The organism is Kitasatospora sp. NPDC088783 (genome assembly GCF_044750705.1).
Lineage (GTDB): Bacteria > Actinomycetota > Actinomycetes > Streptomycetales > Streptomycetaceae > Kitasatospora > Kitasatospora fiedleri.
The window spans coordinates 103,606-121,766 of the sequence record NZ_JBIVKJ010000012.1; the positions used below are offsets into that span (position 1 = coordinate 103,606).

The window sequence follows — 18,161 nt, forward strand, 5'->3', positions numbered from 1 at the left end:
CCTTGATCCCTCGTGCGCCCTGCACCCCGTTGGGCAGCGGTCCGGCCCCGGGCGGTGGCAGCCTACTCCTGGTGGGCGCGCACCGGCCGGGGCCGGGACGAATCGTGATCTCCGTGATGCCCCGTCAGAACTCGGCGGGGCGCCCGGGGGCGGGGGGTCAGGCGGTGGGCTCGGCCTCGCTCCCGGCACCGGCCTTGGCGGCGTCCTTGGCGTTGTCCTTGGCCTTGGGCTGGGCGTCCACCCCGGCCTCGCGGCGCTGGGCCGGAGTGATGGGGGTGGGGGCGCCGGTCAGCGGGTCGCCGCCGGTGGAGGTCTTCGGGAAGGCGATGACGTCCCGGATGGTGTCGTAGCCGCCCAGCAGGGTGACCACGCGGTCCAGGCCGAGCGCGATGCCGCCGTGCGGCGGCGGGCCGTAGTTGAAGGCGTCCAGCAGGAAGCCGAACTGCGCGGCGGCCTCCTCCTCGGACAGGCCGATCGCGTCGAACGCCCGCTTCTGCACGTCCCGCTGGTGGATGCGGATCGAACCGCCGCCCAGCTCCGAGCCGTTGAGCACCAGGTCGTAGGCGTTGGAGAGCGCGCTGCCCGGGTCGGTGTCGAAGGTGGCCAGCGACTCGGCGGTCGGCGCGGTGAAGGGGTGGTGCACGGCGTGCCAGCCCTGGAACTCGCCCTTGTCGTCCTCGATCGGCTCGAACATCGGGAAGTCCACGACCCAGAGGAAGGCCCACTGCGACTCGTCGATCAGCTGGCAGCGGCGGCCGATCTCCAGGCGGGCGGCGCCGAGCAGCTCCTGCGAGGGGGTCTTCTTGCCGGCCGCGAAGAACACCGCGTCGCCGGGCTTGGCGCCCGCGGCGGCGGCCAGGCCGGCCAGGTGCTCCTCGGACAGGTTCTTGGCGACCGGGCCGCGCAGCTCGCCGGTCTCGGCGTCCACCAGGACGTACGCGAGGCCGCGGGCGCCGCGGGCCTTGGCCCAGTCCTGCCAGGCGTCGAGCTGCTTGCGGGGCTGCGAGGCGCCGCCGGGCATCACGACCGCGCCGACGTACGGGGCCTGGAAGACCCGGAACTCGGTGCCCTTGAAGTACGCGGTCAGGTCGGTGAGCTCCTGGCCGAAGCGGACGTCCGGCTTGTCGGAGCCGTAGCGCGCCATCGCGTCGGCGTAGGTCAGGCGGGGCAGCGGGTTCGGGATCTCGTACCCGTGCACCTCCTTCCAGATCCGGCCGACGATCTTCTCGCCGAGGGCCAGCACGTCCTCCTGGTCGACGAAGGACGCCTCGACGTCGAGCTGGGTGAACTCGGGCTGCCGGTCGGCGCGGAAGTCCTCGTCGCGGAAGCAGCGGGCGATCTGGTAGTAGCGCTCCATGCCGGCCACCATCAGCAGCTGCTTGAACAGCTGCGGCGACTGCGGCAGGGCGTACCAGTGGCCCGGCTGGAGGCGGACCGGGACGAGGAAGTCGCGGGCGCCCTCGGGGGTGGAGCGGGTCAGGTACGGGGTCTCGATGTCGAGGTAGTCGTTCTCCTCCATCACCGTGCGGATGATGTGGTTGACCTTCGAGCGCAGCCGCAGCGCGCGGGCCGGGCCCTCGCGGCGCAGGTCGAGGTAGCGGTAGCGCAGCCGCACCTCCTCGTTGACCGAGCCGGGCTCGTACTCGGCGACCTGGAACGGCAGCGGCGCGGCCTCGGACAGCACCTCGATGGACTCCACGACGACCTCGACCGCGCCGGTCGGGATGTCCGGGTTCTCGTTGCCCTCGGGGCGGACCCGGACCTCGCCGGTCACCTTCACGCAGTACTCGGACCGCAGCCCGTGCACCGACTCCAGGTCGCGGACCACGACCTGCACGGTGCCCGAGGCGTCCCGCAGGTCGATGAAGGCCACGCCGCCGTGGTCACGGCGGCGGGCCACCCAGCCGGCCAGGGTGACGGTGGTGCCGGCGTGCTCCGCGCGGAGCGTGCCCGCGTCGTGCGTGCGGATCACAGCTGCTTCTCCTTCAGGGTGGTGACGAGCGCCGCCAGGGCGACGGGGGTCTGCTCGCCGGACTCCATGTCCTTGAGCTGGACCACGCCCTCGGCGAGGTCCCGGTCGCCCGCGATCAGGGCGTAGCGCGCACCCGACCGGTCGGCGGACTTCATGGCGTTCTTGATGCCCTTGACACCGAACGCGAGGTCGGTGGCCACCCCGGCGCGGCGCAGCTCGACCGCGGTGGCGAACAGGACGGTCTTCGCCTCCTCGCTGAGCGCGACGGCGTACACCTCGGTGCCGGCCGGCAGGTCGAGGGCGACGCCCTCGGCCTCCAGCGCCAGGAAGGTGCGGTCCACGCCGAGGGCCCAGCCGACCGAGGGCAGCGCCGGGCCGCCGATCATCTCGGACAGGCCGTCGTACCGGCCGCCGCCGCCGATCGCGGACTGGGCGCCGAGGCCGTTGTGCACGAACTCGAAGGTGGTGCGGGTGTAGTAGTCCAGGCCGCGGACCAGCTTGGGGTCGTCGGTGAACGCGACGCCCGCGCGGGTGAGCAGGTCGCGGACCTTCTCGTCGTACGCCTTGCAGTCCTCGCAGAGGAAGTCCCGCAGCATCGGGGCGTCGGCGAGCTGGGCCTGCACCGCCTCGCGCTTGTCGTCCAGCACCCGCAGCGGGTTGATCTCCGCGCGGCGGCGGGTCTCCTCGTCCAGGTCGAGGCCGGACAGGAACGCGATCAGCGCGGCGCGGTAGACCGGGCGGCACTGCCTGTCACCGAGGCTGTTGAGCAGCAGCGCGTAGTCCGACAGGCCGAGCGAGCGGAAGGCGTCGTCGGCCAGGATGATCAACTCGGCGTCCAGGGCCGGGTCCTCGGCGCCGATCGCCTCCGCGCCGACCTGCGAGAACTGCCGGTAGCGGCCCTTCTGCATCCGCTCGTAGCGGTAGTAGTTGCCGGAGTACCAGAGCTTGACCGGCAGGTTGCCCTGCTTGTGCAGGTTGGCCTGGAGGGCGGCGCGCAGCACCGAGGCGGTGCCCTCGGGGCGCAGCGCGAGCTCGTCGCCGCCCCGGGTGGTCAGGTTGTACATCTCCTTGGTGACGATGTCGGTGGACTCCCCGACACCGCGGGAGAAGAGCTTCACGTCCTCGAAGACCGGGGTCTCGATGTAGCCGTACCCGGCCCGCCGGGCGGGGGCGGCGATCGCCTCGCGGATCGCCAGGAAGGTCGCCGAGGTGGGCGGCAGCAGGTCGTAGGTGCCCTTGGGGGCGGTGAAGGTGCTCAACTTCTCTTCCGTCACATTCCTCGTCGCGGGAAGGCCGGCGCGCCGAACGCACCGCCCGCCTGCTGGAGGTAGGGGTTGGTGGCGCGCTCTCGGCCGATGGTGGTCTGGGAGCCGTGGCCGGAGAGCACCACGGTCGCGTCGTCGAGGGGCAGGCACACCCGGGCCAGCGAGCGCATGATCGCCGCGCTGTCTCCGCCCGGGAGGTCGGTACGCCCGATGGAGCCGGCGAACAGCAGGTCGCCCGAGAAGAGCACCGGCGGGACGTCCGGTGCGGCGGGCGTCCTGAACGTCACCGACCCCCCGGTATGGCCGGGGGCGTGGTCGACGGTGAGGTGGAGCCCGGCGAGTTCCAGCACGCCGCCGTCGGTCAACTCGCGGACGTCGTCCGGCTCCCCGACGGTGATCGAGCCCATCAGCTGCTGCCCGAGCGAGCGCCCGAGCGCCTTCTCCGGGTCCGCCAGCATGTAGCGGTCCTCGGGGTGGATCCAGGCCGGTACGCCCTGCGCGCCGCAGACCGGGACCACCGAGGCGACGTGGTCGATGTGTCCGTGGGTGAGCAGCACCGCGACCGGCTTGAGCCGGTGCTCGCGGATCAACTCCTCGACGCCGTCGGCCGCTTCGTGGCCCGGGTCGACGATCACGCACTCCTCGCCGGCGGCGGGTGCGACCAGGTAGCAGTTGGTGCCCCAGGCCCCGGCGGGGAATCCGGCGACGAACACGCGAGTCCTTCGTTCATGCGGTGGCGGTCTGCTTTTCCCCCGCAGCCTACCGGCGGCACCGGGCCGCGGGCGAACCGGTTGTCCGGTGCGTTCAGGGCTTTCTCATCTCGCGCTGATCCCGTCCTGACGCGCGGGGTCCTTACACTGGGCCGCCGACGGGTGCGATGATCCGTGCACGCCAGCTCGAAGTCCCCCCACTACACATCCCAGGAGACACGTCCGGTGGTCAGCAGCGAACAGCGGCGACGGCAGCTCGCCCGTGAGAAGTACGAGCGCCAGATGCAGGCGCGCGCCGAGGCGTCCGCCAAGCGCAGGAAGCGCAACGCGATCGTCGCCGGGGTGCTGGCCGTCGTGGTGATCGGCGGCGTCTCCAGCGTCGCCGCGGGCGTGTTCGACTCGGACAAGAAGAAGGACGACAAGGCCGCCTCCGCCGCGCCGTCCCCGTCCGCCGGCGGCAAGCAGTGGGCCACCGAGCCCGCGATGTCGATCGACACCGCCGCCGCGTACACCGCGACGATGGACACCTCGGCCGGCAAGGTCACCTTCAGCCTGGACGCGGCGAAGGCCCCGCACACCGTCAACTCCTTCGTCTTCCTGGCCGGTCAGCAGTTCTGGGACGGCACCAAGTGCCACCGCCTGACCACGGAGGGCATCTACGTCCTGCAGTGCGGCGACCCGACCGGCACCGGAACGGGCGGCCCGGGCTACCAGTTCGCGGACGAGAACCTCACCGGCGCGACCTACCCGGCGGGCACCGTCGCGATGGCCAACTCCGGCGCGAACACCAACGGCAGCCAGTTCTTCCTGGTCTACAAGGACACCCAACTGCCCCCCAGCTACACCCCGTTCGGCAAGATCACCGGCGGCCTGGACGTGCTGCAGAAGATCGCCGACGCCGGTGTCCAGGGCGGCGGTGGCGACGGCGCGCCCGCCACTCCGGTCAACATCACCAGCATCACCGCCGCGAAGGGCTGACCCGCCGCGAAAATCGACCGGCGCCGGATGCGGACAGCACCGGCGCTGGTCGCCTATGTTGCTGTTGTATAGGGTGCCCAGACCGTCGGCCGTCACCCTCGGCGCGAGAACAACGGCGGCTCGGGACGGCGGGCTCCATCGGTCCGCCGCACATCAACTGTGGACGACGCTCCCGCCCGTGGGCGTGGCGTCATGTGGAGGAGGCGCTGTGAGCAGCGACCCGTGGGGCCGTGTCGACGAGCAGGGGAACGTCTACGTGAGGACGGCCGACGGCGAACGCCAGGTCGGCTCCTGGCAGGCCGGCTCCCCCGAGGAGGCCCTCGCCTACTTCGAGCGCAAGTTCCAGGGCCTGGAGGCGGAGACCGCCCTCCTGGAGCACCGGGTGCGCAAGACCGACCTGGCCGCCAAGGAGGCGCAGGCCGCGCTGGAGCACCTGCGCGCCCAGGTCGCCGAGGCGCACGCGGTCGGCGACCTGGCCGGGCTCGCCGCCCGCCTGGACACCCTGGCCGGCGAGATCGAGACCCGGCAGAGCGAGCGCAAGGCCGCCCGGGCCAAGGCCCAGGAGGAGACCCGCGCCGCCAAGGAGGCGCTGGTCGCCGAGGCCGAGCAGCTCGCCGAGTCCGACCAGTGGCGGGAGGCCGGGGACCGGCTGCGCGCCCTGGTCGACAACTGGAAGGCGCTGCCGCGGCTGGACCGCAAGAGCGACGACGAGCTGTGGCACCGCTTCTCGCACGCCCGCTCGGTCTTCTCCAAGCACCGCAAGGCGCACTTCGCGGCGCTCGACTCGGAGCGCGAATCGGCCCGTTCGGTCAAGGAGAAGCTGGTCGCCGAGGCCGAGGCGCTGTCCGGCTCCACCGAGTGGGGCCCGACGGCCGCCGCCTACCGCGACCTGATGACCCAGTGGAAGGCCGCCGGCCGCGCCCAGCGGGACGCGGAGGAGGAGCTGTGGGCCCGCTTCCGCGGCGCCCAGGACGTCTTCTTCCAGGCCAGGTCCGCCGCGTTCTCCGAGCGCGACGCCGAGCAGGGCGAGAACCAGAAGGCCAAGGAGGCGCTGCTGGTCGAGGCCGAGGCGATCCTGCCGATCACCGACCTGAAGGCCGCGAAGGCCGCGCTGCGCGAGGTCTCCGAGCGCTGGGAGGCGATCGGCCACGTCCCGCGCGACGCCCGCCCGAAGCTGGACGGCCGGCTCAACGCGGTGGAGCGCGCCGTCCGCGAGGCCGAGGAGGCCGAGTGGCAGCGCTCCAACCCGGAGGCCCGGGCCCGCGCCACCGGCATGACCGCCCTGCTGCAGGCCGCCGTCGACAAGCTCCGCGCCGACCTGGACAAGGCCCGCGCCGCGGGCAACGCGTCCCGGGCCGCCAAGCTGGAGGCCGAGCTGGAGGGCCGCCAGGCGCTGCTCGACCAGGCCCAGAAGTCGCTCCAGGAGTTCACCTCCTGACCCGGCGCCGCCGAGAGGGCCCCCGTCCGCGCCGGACGGGGGCCCTTCGCGTACGGGCCCTTCGCGTACGGGGCCTCCGCGCGCGGGGTCACACCACCGAGGGCGAGGCGGCGGGCGACTCCAGCTGGTCCAGGTCCAGGCTCTGGTCGGGCCCGGGGGTGGCGCTGGGGACGGGGGTGCCGAACTCGCTGAACTCGACCTTCCCGGTGTCCTGCTCCAGCTCCAGCGGCACCGGCGCGCCGGTGGTGGCCACGTACAGGGTGCCGGTGCCGGAGCCGCCGCTCAGCGCGAGGGCGGGGCGGCCCTGCACGGTGGCCGGTTCGCCCCGGGTCACGCCGCTCCCCGCGCTGCCGAGCCGGTCGGCCAGCGCGGTCAGGTCGCACAGCTCGGTGATCTCGGCGAAGTCCGGGTTGTCGCTGGTGGTCCGCAGGTAGCGGTCGCCGACCCGGTCGGACATCGCCGAACCGCCGTGGGTCTGCCAGAACTCCTGGTCGGGTCTCACCCACAGCTGCGGGCCGGCCTTGACCACCTCGAAGCTGCCGACGCCGAGCTGGCCGAGCGTGCCGGTGCAGTCGCCGGCGGCGTTCAGCCGCAGGTCCACCCGGATCCGCGCGCCCTGGGTGCTCAGCGTGCCGGCCGTCCGGACCGCGCCCGCGTCCCGGAGGCCCTGCACCGCCCGCTGGAGGGCCTGGTCGGCCGGGAGCCCGGCCACCCCGTTGTCCCCGGGCGCGGAGGCCGCCGCCGCGGTGGCCGTCACCGCGCTGCCGGTGCCGCTCGCCGCCGGGCCGCCGGAGCCGCCCGAGCCGCTGCCGCAGCCGGCCACCAGCGCCGCGGCCGCCGCCGCGCCGACCGCCGCCGTCCTGAGCCGTACGCCGTGCACGCTGCCTCCCGGAAAGCCGACCGCCCCCACCCGGCCAGTGTCGGCGGGGCGGGGGCGGGCGGCGACCGGAGCGGCCGGGGGGCCGCTGGACCCGCGGCTACCTGTTGCGCGCCGAGGTGACCCGGTAGACGTCGTAGACGCCCTCGACGCCGCGCACCGCCTTGAGCACGTGGCCCAGGTGCTTGGGGTCGCCCATCTCGAAGGTGAACCGGCTCATCGCGACCCGGTCGCGGGAGGTCTGCACGGCCGCCGACAGGATGTTGACGTGCTGGTCGGAGAGCACCCGGGTGACGTCCGAGAGCAGCCGAGAGCGGTCCAGCGCCTCCACCTGGATGGCGACCAGGAACACCGAGGACTGGGTGGCCGCCCACTCGACCTCGATCATCCGCTCGGGCTGCTGCTGGAGGGACTCCACGTTGACGCAGTCCGCGCGGTGCACCGAGACGCCGTTGCCGCGGGTGATGAAGCCGACGATCGGGTCGCCGGGCACCGGGGTGCAGCAGCGCGCCAGCTTCACCCAGACGTCGTCCACGCCCTTGACGATGACGCCCGGGTCGCCCTTGGCCCGGCGGCGCATCGCGCGCGGCTGGTGCGAGGGGGTGGCGGTCTCGGCGAGGTCCTCGACCGCGCCCTCCTCGCCGCCCATCGCCTGGACCAGCTTCTGCACGATCGCCTGCGCGGCGACGTGGCCCTCGCCGATCGCCGCGTACAGCGAGGAGATGTCCGGGTAGCGCATCTCGTGGGCGAGGGTGACCAGCGAGTCCCCGGTGAGGATGCGCTGGATCGGCAGGCCCTGCTTGCGCATCGCCCGGGCGATCGCCTCCTTGCCCTGCTCGATCGCCTCCTCGCGGCGCTCCTTGGAGAACCAGGCGCGGATCTTGTTCCGGGCCCGGGGCGACTTGACGAAGCTCAGCCAGTCCCGGGACGGGCCGGCGTTCTCCGCCTTGGAGGTGAACACCTCCACCGTGTCGCCGTTCTCCAGCGTCGACTCCAGCGGCACCAGCCGGCCGTTGACCCGGGCGCCGATGCACCGGTAGCCGACCTCGGTGTGCACCGCGAACGCGAAGTCCACCGGGGTGGCCTGCGCGGGCAGCGCTATCACGTCGCCCTTCGGGGTGAAGACGAAGACCTCGTTGCTGGACAGGTCGAAGCGCAGCGACTCCAGGAACTCGCTCGGGTCCTCGGTCTCCTTCTGCCAGTCCAGCAGCTGCCGCAGCCAGGCCATCTCGTTGACCGCGTCGGCCTTGTCGTGCTGCCGCCCGTGGGTGGGGGTGTCGGTGCGCACCTTGGAGGCGCCGGCCACCGCGCGCTGCTTGTACTTCCAGTGCGCGGCGATGCCGTACTCGGCGCGGCGGTGCATGTCGAAGGTGCGGATCTGGAGTTCGACGGGCTTGCCGCCGGGGCCGATCACCGTGGTGTGCAGCGACTGGTACATGTTGAACTTGGGCATCGCGATGTAGTCCTTGAACCGCCCCGGCACCGGGTTCCACCGCGCGTGGATGGTGCCCAGCGCCGCGTAGCAGTCGCGGACGGTGTCGACCAGGACCCGGATGCCCACCAGGTCGTAGATCTCGGCGAAGTCCCGGCCCCGGACGATCATCTTCTGGTAGACCGAGTAGTAGTGCTTGGGCCGGCCGGTCACCTGCGCGGTGATCCGGGCCCCGCGCAGGTCGCCCTGCACCTGGTCGATCACGGTGGCCAGGTACTCGTCGCGCTTGGGGGCGCGCTCGGCCACCAGCCGGACGATCTCGTCGTACATCTTGGGGTAGAGGATGGCGAAGGCCAGGTCCTCCAGCTCCCACTTGATGGTGTTCATGCCCAGCCGGTGCGCCAGCGGGGCGTAGATCTCCAGCGTCTCGCGGGCCTTCTTCTCCTGCTTCTCCCGCTTGAGGTAGCGCATCGTGCGCATGTTGTGCAGCCGGTCGGCGAGCTTGATCACCAGCACCCGCGGGTCCTTGGCCATCGCCACGACCATCTTGCGGACGGTCTCCGCCTGGGCGGCCTCGCCGAACTTGACCCGGTCCAGCTTGGTGACGCCGTCGACCAGCAGCGCCACCGAGCCGCCGAAGTCCTGCCGGAGCGTCTCCAGGCCGTAGTCGGTGTCCTCCACCGTGTCGTGCAGCAGGCCGGCCATCAGGGTCGGCGCGTCCATCCCCAGCTCGGCCAGGATGGTGGCCACCGCCAGCGGGTGGGTGATGTACGGGTCGCCGCTCTTGCGCTTCTGCCCGCGGTGCCACTTCTCCGCGACGGCGTACGCCCGCTCGATGTCCTTCAGCAGCCCCGGGTCGGCCTTGGGGTCGTTCGCCCGGATCGTCCGGAACAGCGGCTCCAGCACCGGGTTGACCATCGAACTGCGCTGTCCGCCCAGCCGGGCGAGCCGAGCCCGCATCCCGCCCTGCGAAGAGCGGGAACTGGCGGCAGCGGCCGTGGGCACAACCTCGTCGGGCAAGGACACTCCTACGTCGGATCAACCTTCATCGTACCGACAGTGCGCCCCCCTGCGGCGGCGCGCCCGCCTCGAACGGAGAACCGCCCGGGAACGGTCGTGTTCCCGGGCGGCCCTCGAACAGCGCGGTGTCACACCACGACGAGCGTCTCCAGCGGTGCGCCGTGCAGGTGCGCGGCGAGCTTCGCGCGCCCCGGCAGGAAGGCGAGCTCCATCAGCACCACCACGCCGACCAGTTCCGCCCCGGCCTCCTGGACCAGGTCGAGCGACGCGGCGATCGTCCCGCCGGTGGCCAGCACGTCGTCCACCACCAGCACCCGCTCGCCGGGCTCGAACGCGTCGCACTGCACCTCCAGCGTCGCCGACCCGTACTCCAGGTCGTACGAGCGGGAGAACACCTCGCCGGGCAGCTTGCCCTTCTTGCGGATCGGGACGAACCCGAGGCCCGCGGCGAACGCGGCCGGCGCGGCGAGCACGAACCCCCGCGCCTCCAGCCCGACCACCTTGGTGGCGCCGAGCTCCTTCGCCCGTCCGGCCAGCGCCCGGGTCAGCACGCCGAACGCCTCGGCGTCGGCGAGCAGGGGGGCGATGTCCTTGAACAGGACACCCGGCTTCGGGTAGTCCCGCACGTCCCGGATCCGGCTGTTGAGCAGCTCGGACAGGACGGGGTCGGTGGTGGAGGTCACGGGGGTTCCTTCGCGGGGGGTCAGCGCTTGCCGGACGGCCGGCCCTTGCCTCGGGCGCGGCCGGCCGGCTGGTTACGCTGTCCGACCATACCGGCCGGAACCTCGTCCCCGGTCACCTCCGCGCTGTCGGGGTCCTCACCCCGGGCCTCGGCCTCGGCCGCGGCCTTGGCCTCCGAGGCGCGCCGCTGGGCGACCCGCTTGGCCAGCGCCTTCATGTCCGGGGACTGCTCCTTGAGCTGCGCGAGCAGCGGGGTGGCCACGCAGATGGAGGAGTAGGCACCGGCCGCGAGGCCGATGAACAGGGCCAGCGAGATGTCGTTCAGGGTGCCGGCGCCGAGCAGGCCGCCGCCGATGAAGAGCAGCGCGGAGACCGGCAGCAGGGCCACCACCGTGGTGTTGATCGAGCGCACCAGGGTCTGGTTGAGGCCGTGGTTGGCGGCCTCGCTGTAGGTGCGGCGGGACTGCTTGGTGAGGCCCCGGGTGTTCTCCTTCACGGTGTCGAAGACGACGACCGTGTCGTAGAGCGAGTAGCCGAGGATGGTCAGGAAGCCGATCACGGTGCCCGGGGTGACCTCGAAGCCGACCAGGGCGTAGACGCCGATGGTGATCAGGAGGTCGTGGATCAGGGCGACCAGGGCGGCCACCGCCATCCGCCACTCGAAGGCGATCGCCATGTAGACGGTGACCAGCACCATGAAGACGATCAGGCCGGTCAGCGCCTTCTTGGAGATGTCGGCACCCCAGGAGGGGCCGATCACCTGGGCGTTGACGTCCTTCTCCTGGACGCCGACCGCCTCGGAGAACTCCTTGGTGAAGGTGGTCGCCGGGATCGACTCCTGGGCGCTGACCTGGATCCGGACGTCGCCCTTGTCCGTGGTCTGCACCAGCGCGGTGTGCGAGCCGATGATCCGGTCGGCGGTGTCCTTCGCCTGGGAGGCGCTCAGACCGGGCTTGTGCACGGTGTAGACCGAGCCGCCCTTGAACTCGATGCCCAGGTGCAGGCCCAGGGCCAGGCCGATGCCGGCCACCAGGACGATCACCGCGGAGATCGAGTACCAGATCTTCCGCTTGCCCACGAAGTCGAAGGAGACCTCGCCCTGGTAGAGGCGGTGACCGATGTTGCGGAGCGACATGGGTCAGACCTCCTGGGTCGTGGTGGGACGGCGGCGGGAGCCGCGCAGCGGCGGACGGGCGCCGAGCCGCTTCGGGTCCAGGCCGGACAGCGGGTGGCCGGAGGCGAAGAACTTGGTGCGGGCGAGCAGGCTGATCAGCGGCTTGGTGAACAGGAAGATCACCACGACGTCGAGCAGGGTGGTCAGGCCCAGCGTGAAGGCGAAGCCCTGCACCTTGCCGACCGACACCAGGTACAGCACCGCGGCACACAGGAAGGAGACGAAGTCCGAGACCAGGATGGTGCGCCGGGCCCGCGGCCAGGCGCGCTGCACGGCGGCCCGCAGCTGGGCGCCCTCGCGGACCTCGTCCCGGATGCGCTCGAAGTACACGATGAAGGAGTCCGCGGTGATGCCGATCGCGACGATCGCGCCGCAGACCGCGGGCAGGTTCAGCGCGAAGCCGATGCCCGCGCCCAGCAGGCTCATGATCGACCAGGTCAGGATGCCCGAGACGACCAGGCCGGCGATCGAGATCAGGCCCAGGCCGCGGTAGTAGACCAGCGAGTACGCGACCACCAGCAGCATGCCGATCAGACCGGCGATCAGGCCGGCCTTCAGCTGCTCGGAGCCGAGCTGCGGGGAGACGGTGGTGACGTCGCTCTTCACGAAGTCCAGCGGGAGCGCGCCGTAACTCAGCACGTTCGCCAGCGACTTGGCGTCGTCCGAGGTGAAGCTGCCGTTGATCACGGCGCTGCCGCCGGTGATCGACTCCTGCACGTACGGGTGGGAGACGACCTGGCCGTCCAGCACGATGGCGAACTGGTTGGCCGGGGAGGACTGGGTGGCCAGCTGGCCGGTGGTGGAGGCGAAGGCCTTGGAGCCGGCGTCGTTGAACGACAGGTCGACCATCCAGCCCTTGCCGGTCTGGGTGTCGTACACGGCCTGCGCCTTGGTGACGTCCGAGCCGTTCACCGCGACGCCGCCGAGCACGAACTTGTACCAGAGGCCCTGCTCCGCGTCGTACGAGCAGGCCAGGGCCGGCGCGGTCTGGTCGCTGGTCTGGTAGTTCTTGCGCTGCTCCTTGACCGAGCAGTCCAGCGCGGCGTACTGCTGCTGGAGCGCGGCGGTCGCGGGGTCCGGGGTGGGCGCGGCGGCCGGGTCGGCGGCGGGCGCGGAGGCGGCGGCGCCCGGGTCGGCGGCGGGCGCGGAGGCGCCGGCGCTCGCGGAGGCCGTCGGGTCGGCCTGGAGCGCGCCGGAGAGGGCGCGGCCGGCCTTGCTGGCGGACGCGGAGGCGGACGCCGGGGCGGAGGCCGCGCCGGAGGAGCCCGCGGCGGCGGAGGCACCGGCCGAGGCCGAGGCGCCCGCGCTCGGGGCGGCGGAGGCCGCGGCGTCCGGGGAGGCGGACGGGTCGGCCGGCTGGGTGGCCACGCCGGACGGCTCGGCGGCCAGCACCGGGCGGAAGTAGAGCTTGGCGGTGTCGCCGACCTTGTCGATGGACTGCTGCGTGTTACCACCGTCGGGAATGTTGACGATGATGTTGGCATTGCCCTGGGTCTGCACCTCCGCCTCGGAGACGCCCATGCCGTTGACGCGCTTCTGGATGATGCCGACCGCGGTGTTCAGATTGGTCTTGTTGACCGCGGAGGGGTCGTCCGACTTTGCGGTCAGCGTGACGCTGGTGCCACCGGCGAGGTCGATACCGAGACGGGGCTTGGTGTTGCCCGTCCCGAACATGAGGGCCACAAGGCCGACGGTGACCACCAGGATGAGCGCCAGCGCCCGTCCCGGGTATCCGTCGCGCGACCGCGACTTGGGTGTTGCCACCTTGCTCGTTTCTCCCTGTCCATGCCGCCCGGCGGCCGGCCTCCGGCCCCGCGCTGGCGGGGGCGGAAGGCGGCGGACGCACGACGGCCCAAGAGGTCCTGTTGGGCTTGCGGCGGATGCCGCTGGTCGAGGGTGCCCCCGACCGTACTACTTGCTCTCGGGAGCCTCGGCGTCGGCCTTCGCCTCGTCCTTGGACAGGCTCAGGGGCTTCTCGTCGGCATCCGCGTCGACGGCCTCCTCGGCCTCGTCCTCGACGGGGCGGCCGTTGATGATCGCGTCGTACTCGAGCGGCTCCAGGACGGCCGCGATCGCGCCCTTGGTGTAGTGGGCCACCACACCGGGGGCGACCTCCAGCTCGACCGTCTCGTCGTTGACCGCCTTCACCAGCGCGTACATGCCGCCGATGGTGCGCACTCCCGATCCCGGCTGCAGCGCGGACTGCATGGTCTGCGCCTGGGCCTGTCGCTTCTTCTGCGAGCGGAACATCAGGAAGATCGCGAGGAGCGGGAGGATGAGGATGATCAGGTTCACGGCCAGGGTCCTTTGCGGCCGCTCTCGGCGACCAGTGCGTATACGTCGGCCCGTCGGGTGAGAGGGGCGGTCCGGCGGAGTCTAGGCGACCCGCACTGAACGGACAACGCCAAGCATGCCAGTGTGCCGCCGGAAGTGGCGAGCCTTGGCATGCACATAAACTCCCGATAAGGCGGCCGAGTTATGCCTGGCCGTCGGCCCACAGCCCGTTCTGCTGCCCGCCCCGGCCCGGCCTCGGACCGCCGGGCGCCGGCGGCGGGGTCAGCCCCAGGTGCCGCCAGGCCGCCGCGGTGGCGATCCGCCCGCGCGGGGTGCGCGCCAGCAGGCCCTCCCGGACCAGGAACGGCTCGGCCACCTCCTCGACCGTCTCCGACTCCTCGCCCACCGCCACCGCCAGCGTGGACAGGCCCACCGGACCGCCGCCGAACAGCTTCAGCAGCGCCTCCAGCACCGCCCGGTCCAACCGGTCCAGGCCGCGCGCGTCCACCTCGTAGACCTCCAGCGCCCGCGCGGCGATCTCCCGGGTGACCAGGCCGTCGTGCCGGACCTGCGCGAAATCCCTCACCCGGCGCAACAGCCGGTTGGCGATCCGCGGCGTGCCGCGCGAGCGCCCGGCGATCTCGGCCGCGCCCGCCGGGTCGATCTCCACGTCCAGCAGGCCCGCCGAGCGGTGCACCACCCGTTCCAGCTCGGCCGGGGCGTAGAACTCCATGTGCCCGGTGAAGCCGAACCGGTCGCGCAGCGGCGGCGGCAGCAGCCCGGCCCGGGTGGTCGCGCCGACCAGCGTGAACGGCGGCAGCTCCAGCGGGATCGCGGTGGCGCCCGGGCCCTTGCCGACGATCACGTCGACCCGGAAGTCCTCCATCGCCATGTACAGCATCTCCTCGGCGGGCCGGGACATCCGGTGGATCTCGTCGAGGAACAGCACCTCGCCCTCGGTCAGCGAGGACAGGATCGCCGCCAGGTCGCCCGCGTGCTGGATCGCCGGGCCGGAGGTGATCCGGATCGGGGCGTTCAGCTCCGCCGCGATGATCATCGACAGGGTGGTCTTGCCCAGTCCGGGCGGGCCGCTGAGCAGCACGTGGTCCGGCGCCGCGCCGCGCTTGCGGGCCGCCTGGAGGACCAGCGAGAGCTGCTCGCGCACCCGCTCCTGCCCGATGAACTCCTCCAGCAGCTTGGGCCGCAGCGCCGCCTCCACCGCCTGGTCCTCGCCGTCGGCGGACGCCGCCAGCAGACCGTCAACGGGCTCGGGCTCGTACGGGCTCATCGGAAGACTGCTCCCCATGTCGACTTGGCGACGGATCGCCACATTGCTTTACGGCGGTTCGGCGGGCCCGGCTCAGCGGGCCCGGTTCAGCCCGCGCAGGGCGAGCCGCAGCAGCGCCCCGACGTCCGGCACCGACTGCGCCTCGGCCTCCGGCGTCACCCGGGCCACCGCCTCCTCCGCCTCCCGCGGAGCGTAGCCCAGGCCCACCAGCGCGGAGTGCAGCTGCTCGTGCCAGGGCGCCGGGCCGGAGGCCACCGGCTTCTGCGCCGGGACGGTGCCGTGCGGGGCTCCGAGCTTGTCCTTGTACTCCAGCAGCAGCTTCGCCGCCTTCGCCTTGCCGATGCCGGGCACCGCGATCAGCGCCTTCTCGTCACCGCCCGCCACCGCCACCCGCAGCGCCTCCGGCGAGTGCACCCCGAGGATCGCCTGGGCCAGCTTCGGCCCGACCCCGGGCGCCGCCTGGAGCACCTCGAAGGTCGCCCGCTCGTCGTCGTCCGCGAACCCGAACAGCGTCAGCGAGTCCTCCCGCACCACCAGCGAGGTGGCCAGCCGGGCCACCTCCCCCACCCGCAGCCGGGCCAGCGTGGCCGGCGTGCACTGCACCGCCATCCCCACCCCGCCGACCTCCACCACGGCCACCCCGGCCCCCACCACCGCAACCGGCCCCTGCACAAAGGCGATCATGGTGAAGTCGTTCCTCTCGACGGTTCCGATTGCTTGCCGCGCCCCGCACCCGGCGGGGCGGCGGGCCTACTCGACCTCCGGGCCCCGTCAGGGGCGCGGGGAACTGCGCGAGCGGCCCGGCGCCCTGCCGTACGCCGCCCGGGGGGCGCCCGCCTGCCGCTCGGGCCCGTCCTGCTGCGCGGCGCCGTGCCAGGAGCCGCCGCCCGCGCCGTGCGCCTTGATCGCGGCGGTCAGCCGGTTGGTGGTGCCGCCGCGCCAGATGTGGCAGATCGCCAGCGCCAGGGCGTCCGCCGCGTCGGCGGGCTTGGGCGGGGCGTCCAGCCGCAGGATGCGGGTGACCATCGCGGTGACCTGGGCCTTGTCGGCCCGGCCGGAGCCGGTGACGGCGGCCTTGACCTCGCTGGGGGTGTGCAGCGTGACCGGGATGCCGCGCCTGGTCGCGCAGAGCACGGCGACGGCGGAGGCCTGCGCGGTGCCCATCACGGTGCGGACGTTGTGCTGGGCGAACACCCGCTCCACGGCGACGAGTTCGGGCGAGTACCGGTCGAGCCAGGACTCCAGGCCCTGCTCGATGGCGAGCAGCCGGGGGCCGAGCTCGTCCTCGGCCGGCGTGCGCACCACGCCGACGCCGAGCATCGCCAACTGCCGCCCGGGCAGCCCTTCGACCACCCCGACCCCGCACCTGGTCAGCCCAGGGTCCACACCCAGCACTCGCACGGCCACACCTCTCTCCGACCTGCGCAGGTTACCCCCGGCCGCCGACAACACCCCGGACACGCCGCCGCCCGGCGACCGCGAAGAGCCACCGGGCGGAGGGGGGACGGGGGATCAGGCGTCCAGCTCGGCCATGATCTCGTCGGAGACGTCGAAGTTGGCGAAGACGTTCTGCACGTCGTCGCTGTCCTCCAGCGCGTCGATCAGCTTGAAGATCTTGCGGGCGCCGTCGGCGTCCAGCTCGACCTGCATGCTGGGGACGAAGTTGGCGTCGGCGGAGTCGTAGTCGATGCCCGCGTCGACCAGCGCGGTGCGGACCGCGACCATGTCGGTGGCCTCGGACATCACCTCGAAGGCCTCGCCCAGGTCGTTGACCTCCTCGGCGCCGGCGTCCAGCACCACGTCGAGGATCTTGTCCTCGTCCACGCCGTCGGCCTTGGGGACGATCACCACGCCCTTGCGGTTGAACAGGTACGACACCGAGCCCGGGTCGGCCATGTTGCCGCCGTTGCGGGTCATCGCGACGCGCACGTCGGAGGCGGCGCGGTTGCGGTTGTCGGTGAGGCACTCGATCAGGACGGCCACGCCGTTGGGGCCGTAGCCCTCGTACATGATCGTCGAGTAGTCGGCGCCGCCGGCCTCCGCACCGGAGCCGCGCTTGACGGCCCGGTTGATGTTGTCGATCGGGACGGAGCTCTTCTTGGCCTTCTGGATGGCGTCGTAGAGCGTGGGGTTGCCGGCGGGGTCGCCGCCGCCGGTGCGGGCCGCCACCTCGATGTTCTTGATCATCTTGGCGAAGAGCTTGCCGCGCTTGGCGTCGATCGCGGCCTTCTTGTGCTTGGTGGTAGCCCACTTAGAGTGGCCGGACATCGCCAGCTCCTTTTCGTCGCCAATGGGAAATGAACAGGGGAGATCCTACCGGTGCCGCACCGTCAGGTGGCACACGGTCACCACGCCCGCGCGGGGTCTCAGCGCCCGGCGGCCTCGACCATCCGGACGAAGTACTCGTGGACGCGGTGGTCGCCGGTCAGCTCCGGGTGGAAGGAGGTGGCCAGCAGGTTGCCCTGGCGGACCGCGACGATCCGGGCGTCCGGGCCGTCCGCGGCCGGCACCTCGGCCAGCACCTCGACGCCCGTGCCGACCGCCTCGACCCAGGGGGCGCGGATGAACACGCCGGTGACCGGGTCGCCGGGCAGGCCCGCGAACGGGATGGCGGTCTCGAAGGACTCGTTCTGCCGGCCGAAGGCGTTGCGGCGGACCGTCATGTCGATGCCGCCGACGGTCTCCTGGTCGTCCCGGCCGTCCAGGATCTTGTCGGCCAGCAGGATCATGCCCGCGCAGGTGCCGTACACCGGCATGCCGGCCGCGACCCGCTCGCGCAGCGGCGCCATCAGGCCGAACAGCACCGCCAGCTTGGAGATGGTGGTGGACTCGCCGCCGGGCATCACCAGCGCGTCGACCTCGGCCAGCTCCTCCGGGCGGCGCACCGGCCGGGCCAGCGCGTCGGCGGCGGCCAGCGCGACCAGGTGCTCGCGGACGTCGCCCTGCAGGGCCAGGACGCCGATGGTGGGGGTGCTCACGGTCTCACTACCTCTTCGTTCTCGAACCGATGATCCGGGTCGCCACGCAGCGGCCCGCCGCCCCCGGGGGCGGC

Annotated in this window: 15 protein-coding genes and 1 pseudogene; 2 read left to right on the forward strand and 14 right to left on the reverse strand. The window is 72.4% G+C overall.

Translation table 11 applies throughout. The annotated features are described in order from the left end of the window. Positions 1-157 precede the first annotated feature (157 nt). From aspS to ACIP60_RS28690, 3 genes are read right to left on the reverse strand one after another with little or no spacing between them, the layout of a single operon-like run. The gene (gene aspS, locus ACIP60_RS28680; RefSeq protein ID WP_400689530.1) at positions 158-1,972 is read right to left on the reverse strand and encodes an aspartate--tRNA ligase; all 1,815 of its coding nucleotides are present in this window, start codon (positions 1,970-1,972) and stop codon (positions 158-160) included. Continuing rightward, a complete protein-coding gene (gene hisS / locus ACIP60_RS28685; protein WP_400689533.1) occupies positions 1,969-3,231 on the reverse strand; it encodes a histidine--tRNA ligase in 1,263 nt (420 codons plus the stop codon). Before hisS ends, aspS begins: the two co-directional genes overlap by 4 nt. Before the next feature lie 11 nt (positions 3,232-3,242). Beyond that, a complete protein-coding gene (locus tag ACIP60_RS28690; RefSeq protein ID WP_400689535.1) occupies positions 3,243-3,950 on the reverse strand; it encodes an MBL fold metallo-hydrolase in 708 nt (235 codons plus the stop codon). A gap of 222 nt (positions 3,951-4,172) precedes the next feature. On the opposite strand from ACIP60_RS28690, the gene ACIP60_RS28695 reads away from it, so the two are divergent. Both ACIP60_RS28695 and ACIP60_RS28700 read left to right on the forward strand, forming a co-directional pair. Beyond that, on the forward strand, positions 4,173-4,925 hold the full coding sequence (locus ACIP60_RS28695) for a peptidylprolyl isomerase (protein WP_400689538.1): 753 nt from the start codon (positions 4,173-4,175) through the stop codon (positions 4,923-4,925). 208 nt (positions 4,926-5,133) lie between these two features. Then, positions 5,134-6,363 carry a DUF349 domain-containing protein gene (locus ACIP60_RS28700; RefSeq protein WP_400689541.1) on the forward strand — a complete coding sequence of 410 codons (1,230 nt, stop codon included), beginning with the start codon at positions 5,134-5,136 and terminating at the stop codon, positions 6,361-6,363. 88 nt (positions 6,364-6,451) lie between these two features. On the opposite strand, the gene ACIP60_RS28705 is transcribed toward ACIP60_RS28700, so the two are convergent. From ACIP60_RS28705 to pdxT, 11 genes and pseudogenes are all read right to left on the reverse strand, one after another. After that, positions 6,452-7,243: a hypothetical protein gene (locus ACIP60_RS28705; protein ID WP_400689544.1), complete on the reverse strand. Its 792-nt coding sequence runs from the start codon at positions 7,241-7,243 to the stop codon at positions 6,452-6,454. A gap of 97 nt (positions 7,244-7,340) precedes the next feature. Beyond that, positions 7,341-9,635, reverse strand: a pseudogene (locus ACIP60_RS28710) (RelA/SpoT family protein); the annotation flags it as partial. Between the two features lie 185 nt (positions 9,636-9,820). Further along, complete coding sequence (locus ACIP60_RS28715; protein ID WP_400689547.1) at positions 9,821-10,375, reverse strand: adenine phosphoribosyltransferase; 555 nt, start codon at positions 10,373-10,375, stop codon at positions 9,821-9,823. Positions 10,376-10,395: 20 nt separating this feature from the next. Next, a complete protein-coding gene (gene secF / locus ACIP60_RS28720) occupies positions 10,396-11,508 on the reverse strand; it encodes a protein translocase subunit SecF (RefSeq protein ID WP_111555886.1) in 1,113 nt (370 codons plus the stop codon). Positions 11,509-11,511: 3 nt separating this feature from the next. After that, on the reverse strand, positions 11,512-13,311 hold the full coding sequence (secD, locus tag ACIP60_RS28725) for a protein translocase subunit SecD (protein ID WP_400689551.1): 1,800 nt from the start codon (positions 13,309-13,311) through the stop codon (positions 11,512-11,514). Between the two features lie 147 nt (positions 13,312-13,458). Next, positions 13,459-13,842 (reverse strand): preprotein translocase subunit YajC, encoded by a 384-nt coding sequence (gene yajC / locus ACIP60_RS28730; RefSeq protein ID WP_233533830.1) that lies wholly within the window; start codon positions 13,840-13,842, stop codon positions 13,459-13,461. Positions 13,843-14,023: 181 nt separating this feature from the next. After that, positions 14,024-15,109, reverse strand: a complete 1,086-nt coding sequence (gene ruvB, locus ACIP60_RS28735) for a Holliday junction branch migration DNA helicase RuvB (RefSeq protein ID WP_282205078.1) — start codon at positions 15,107-15,109, stop codon at positions 14,024-14,026. Between the two features lie 72 nt (positions 15,110-15,181). Further along, positions 15,182-15,793 (reverse strand): Holliday junction branch migration protein RuvA, encoded by a 612-nt coding sequence (gene ruvA / locus ACIP60_RS28740; protein WP_100835289.1) that lies wholly within the window; start codon positions 15,791-15,793, stop codon positions 15,182-15,184. 87 nt (positions 15,794-15,880) lie between these two features. Continuing rightward, complete coding sequence (gene ruvC / locus ACIP60_RS28745; RefSeq protein ID WP_400689556.1) at positions 15,881-16,510, reverse strand: crossover junction endodeoxyribonuclease RuvC; 630 nt, start codon at positions 16,508-16,510, stop codon at positions 15,881-15,883. Between the two features lie 111 nt (positions 16,511-16,621). Further along, positions 16,622-17,377 (reverse strand): YebC/PmpR family DNA-binding transcriptional regulator, encoded by a 756-nt coding sequence (locus ACIP60_RS28750; protein WP_014134592.1) that lies wholly within the window; start codon positions 17,375-17,377, stop codon positions 16,622-16,624. 98 nt (positions 17,378-17,475) lie between these two features. After that, the gene (gene pdxT, locus ACIP60_RS28755; protein ID WP_100835290.1) at positions 17,476-18,087 is read right to left on the reverse strand and encodes a pyridoxal 5'-phosphate synthase glutaminase subunit PdxT; all 612 of its coding nucleotides are present in this window, start codon (positions 18,085-18,087) and stop codon (positions 17,476-17,478) included. Positions 18,088-18,161 lie beyond the last annotated feature (74 nt).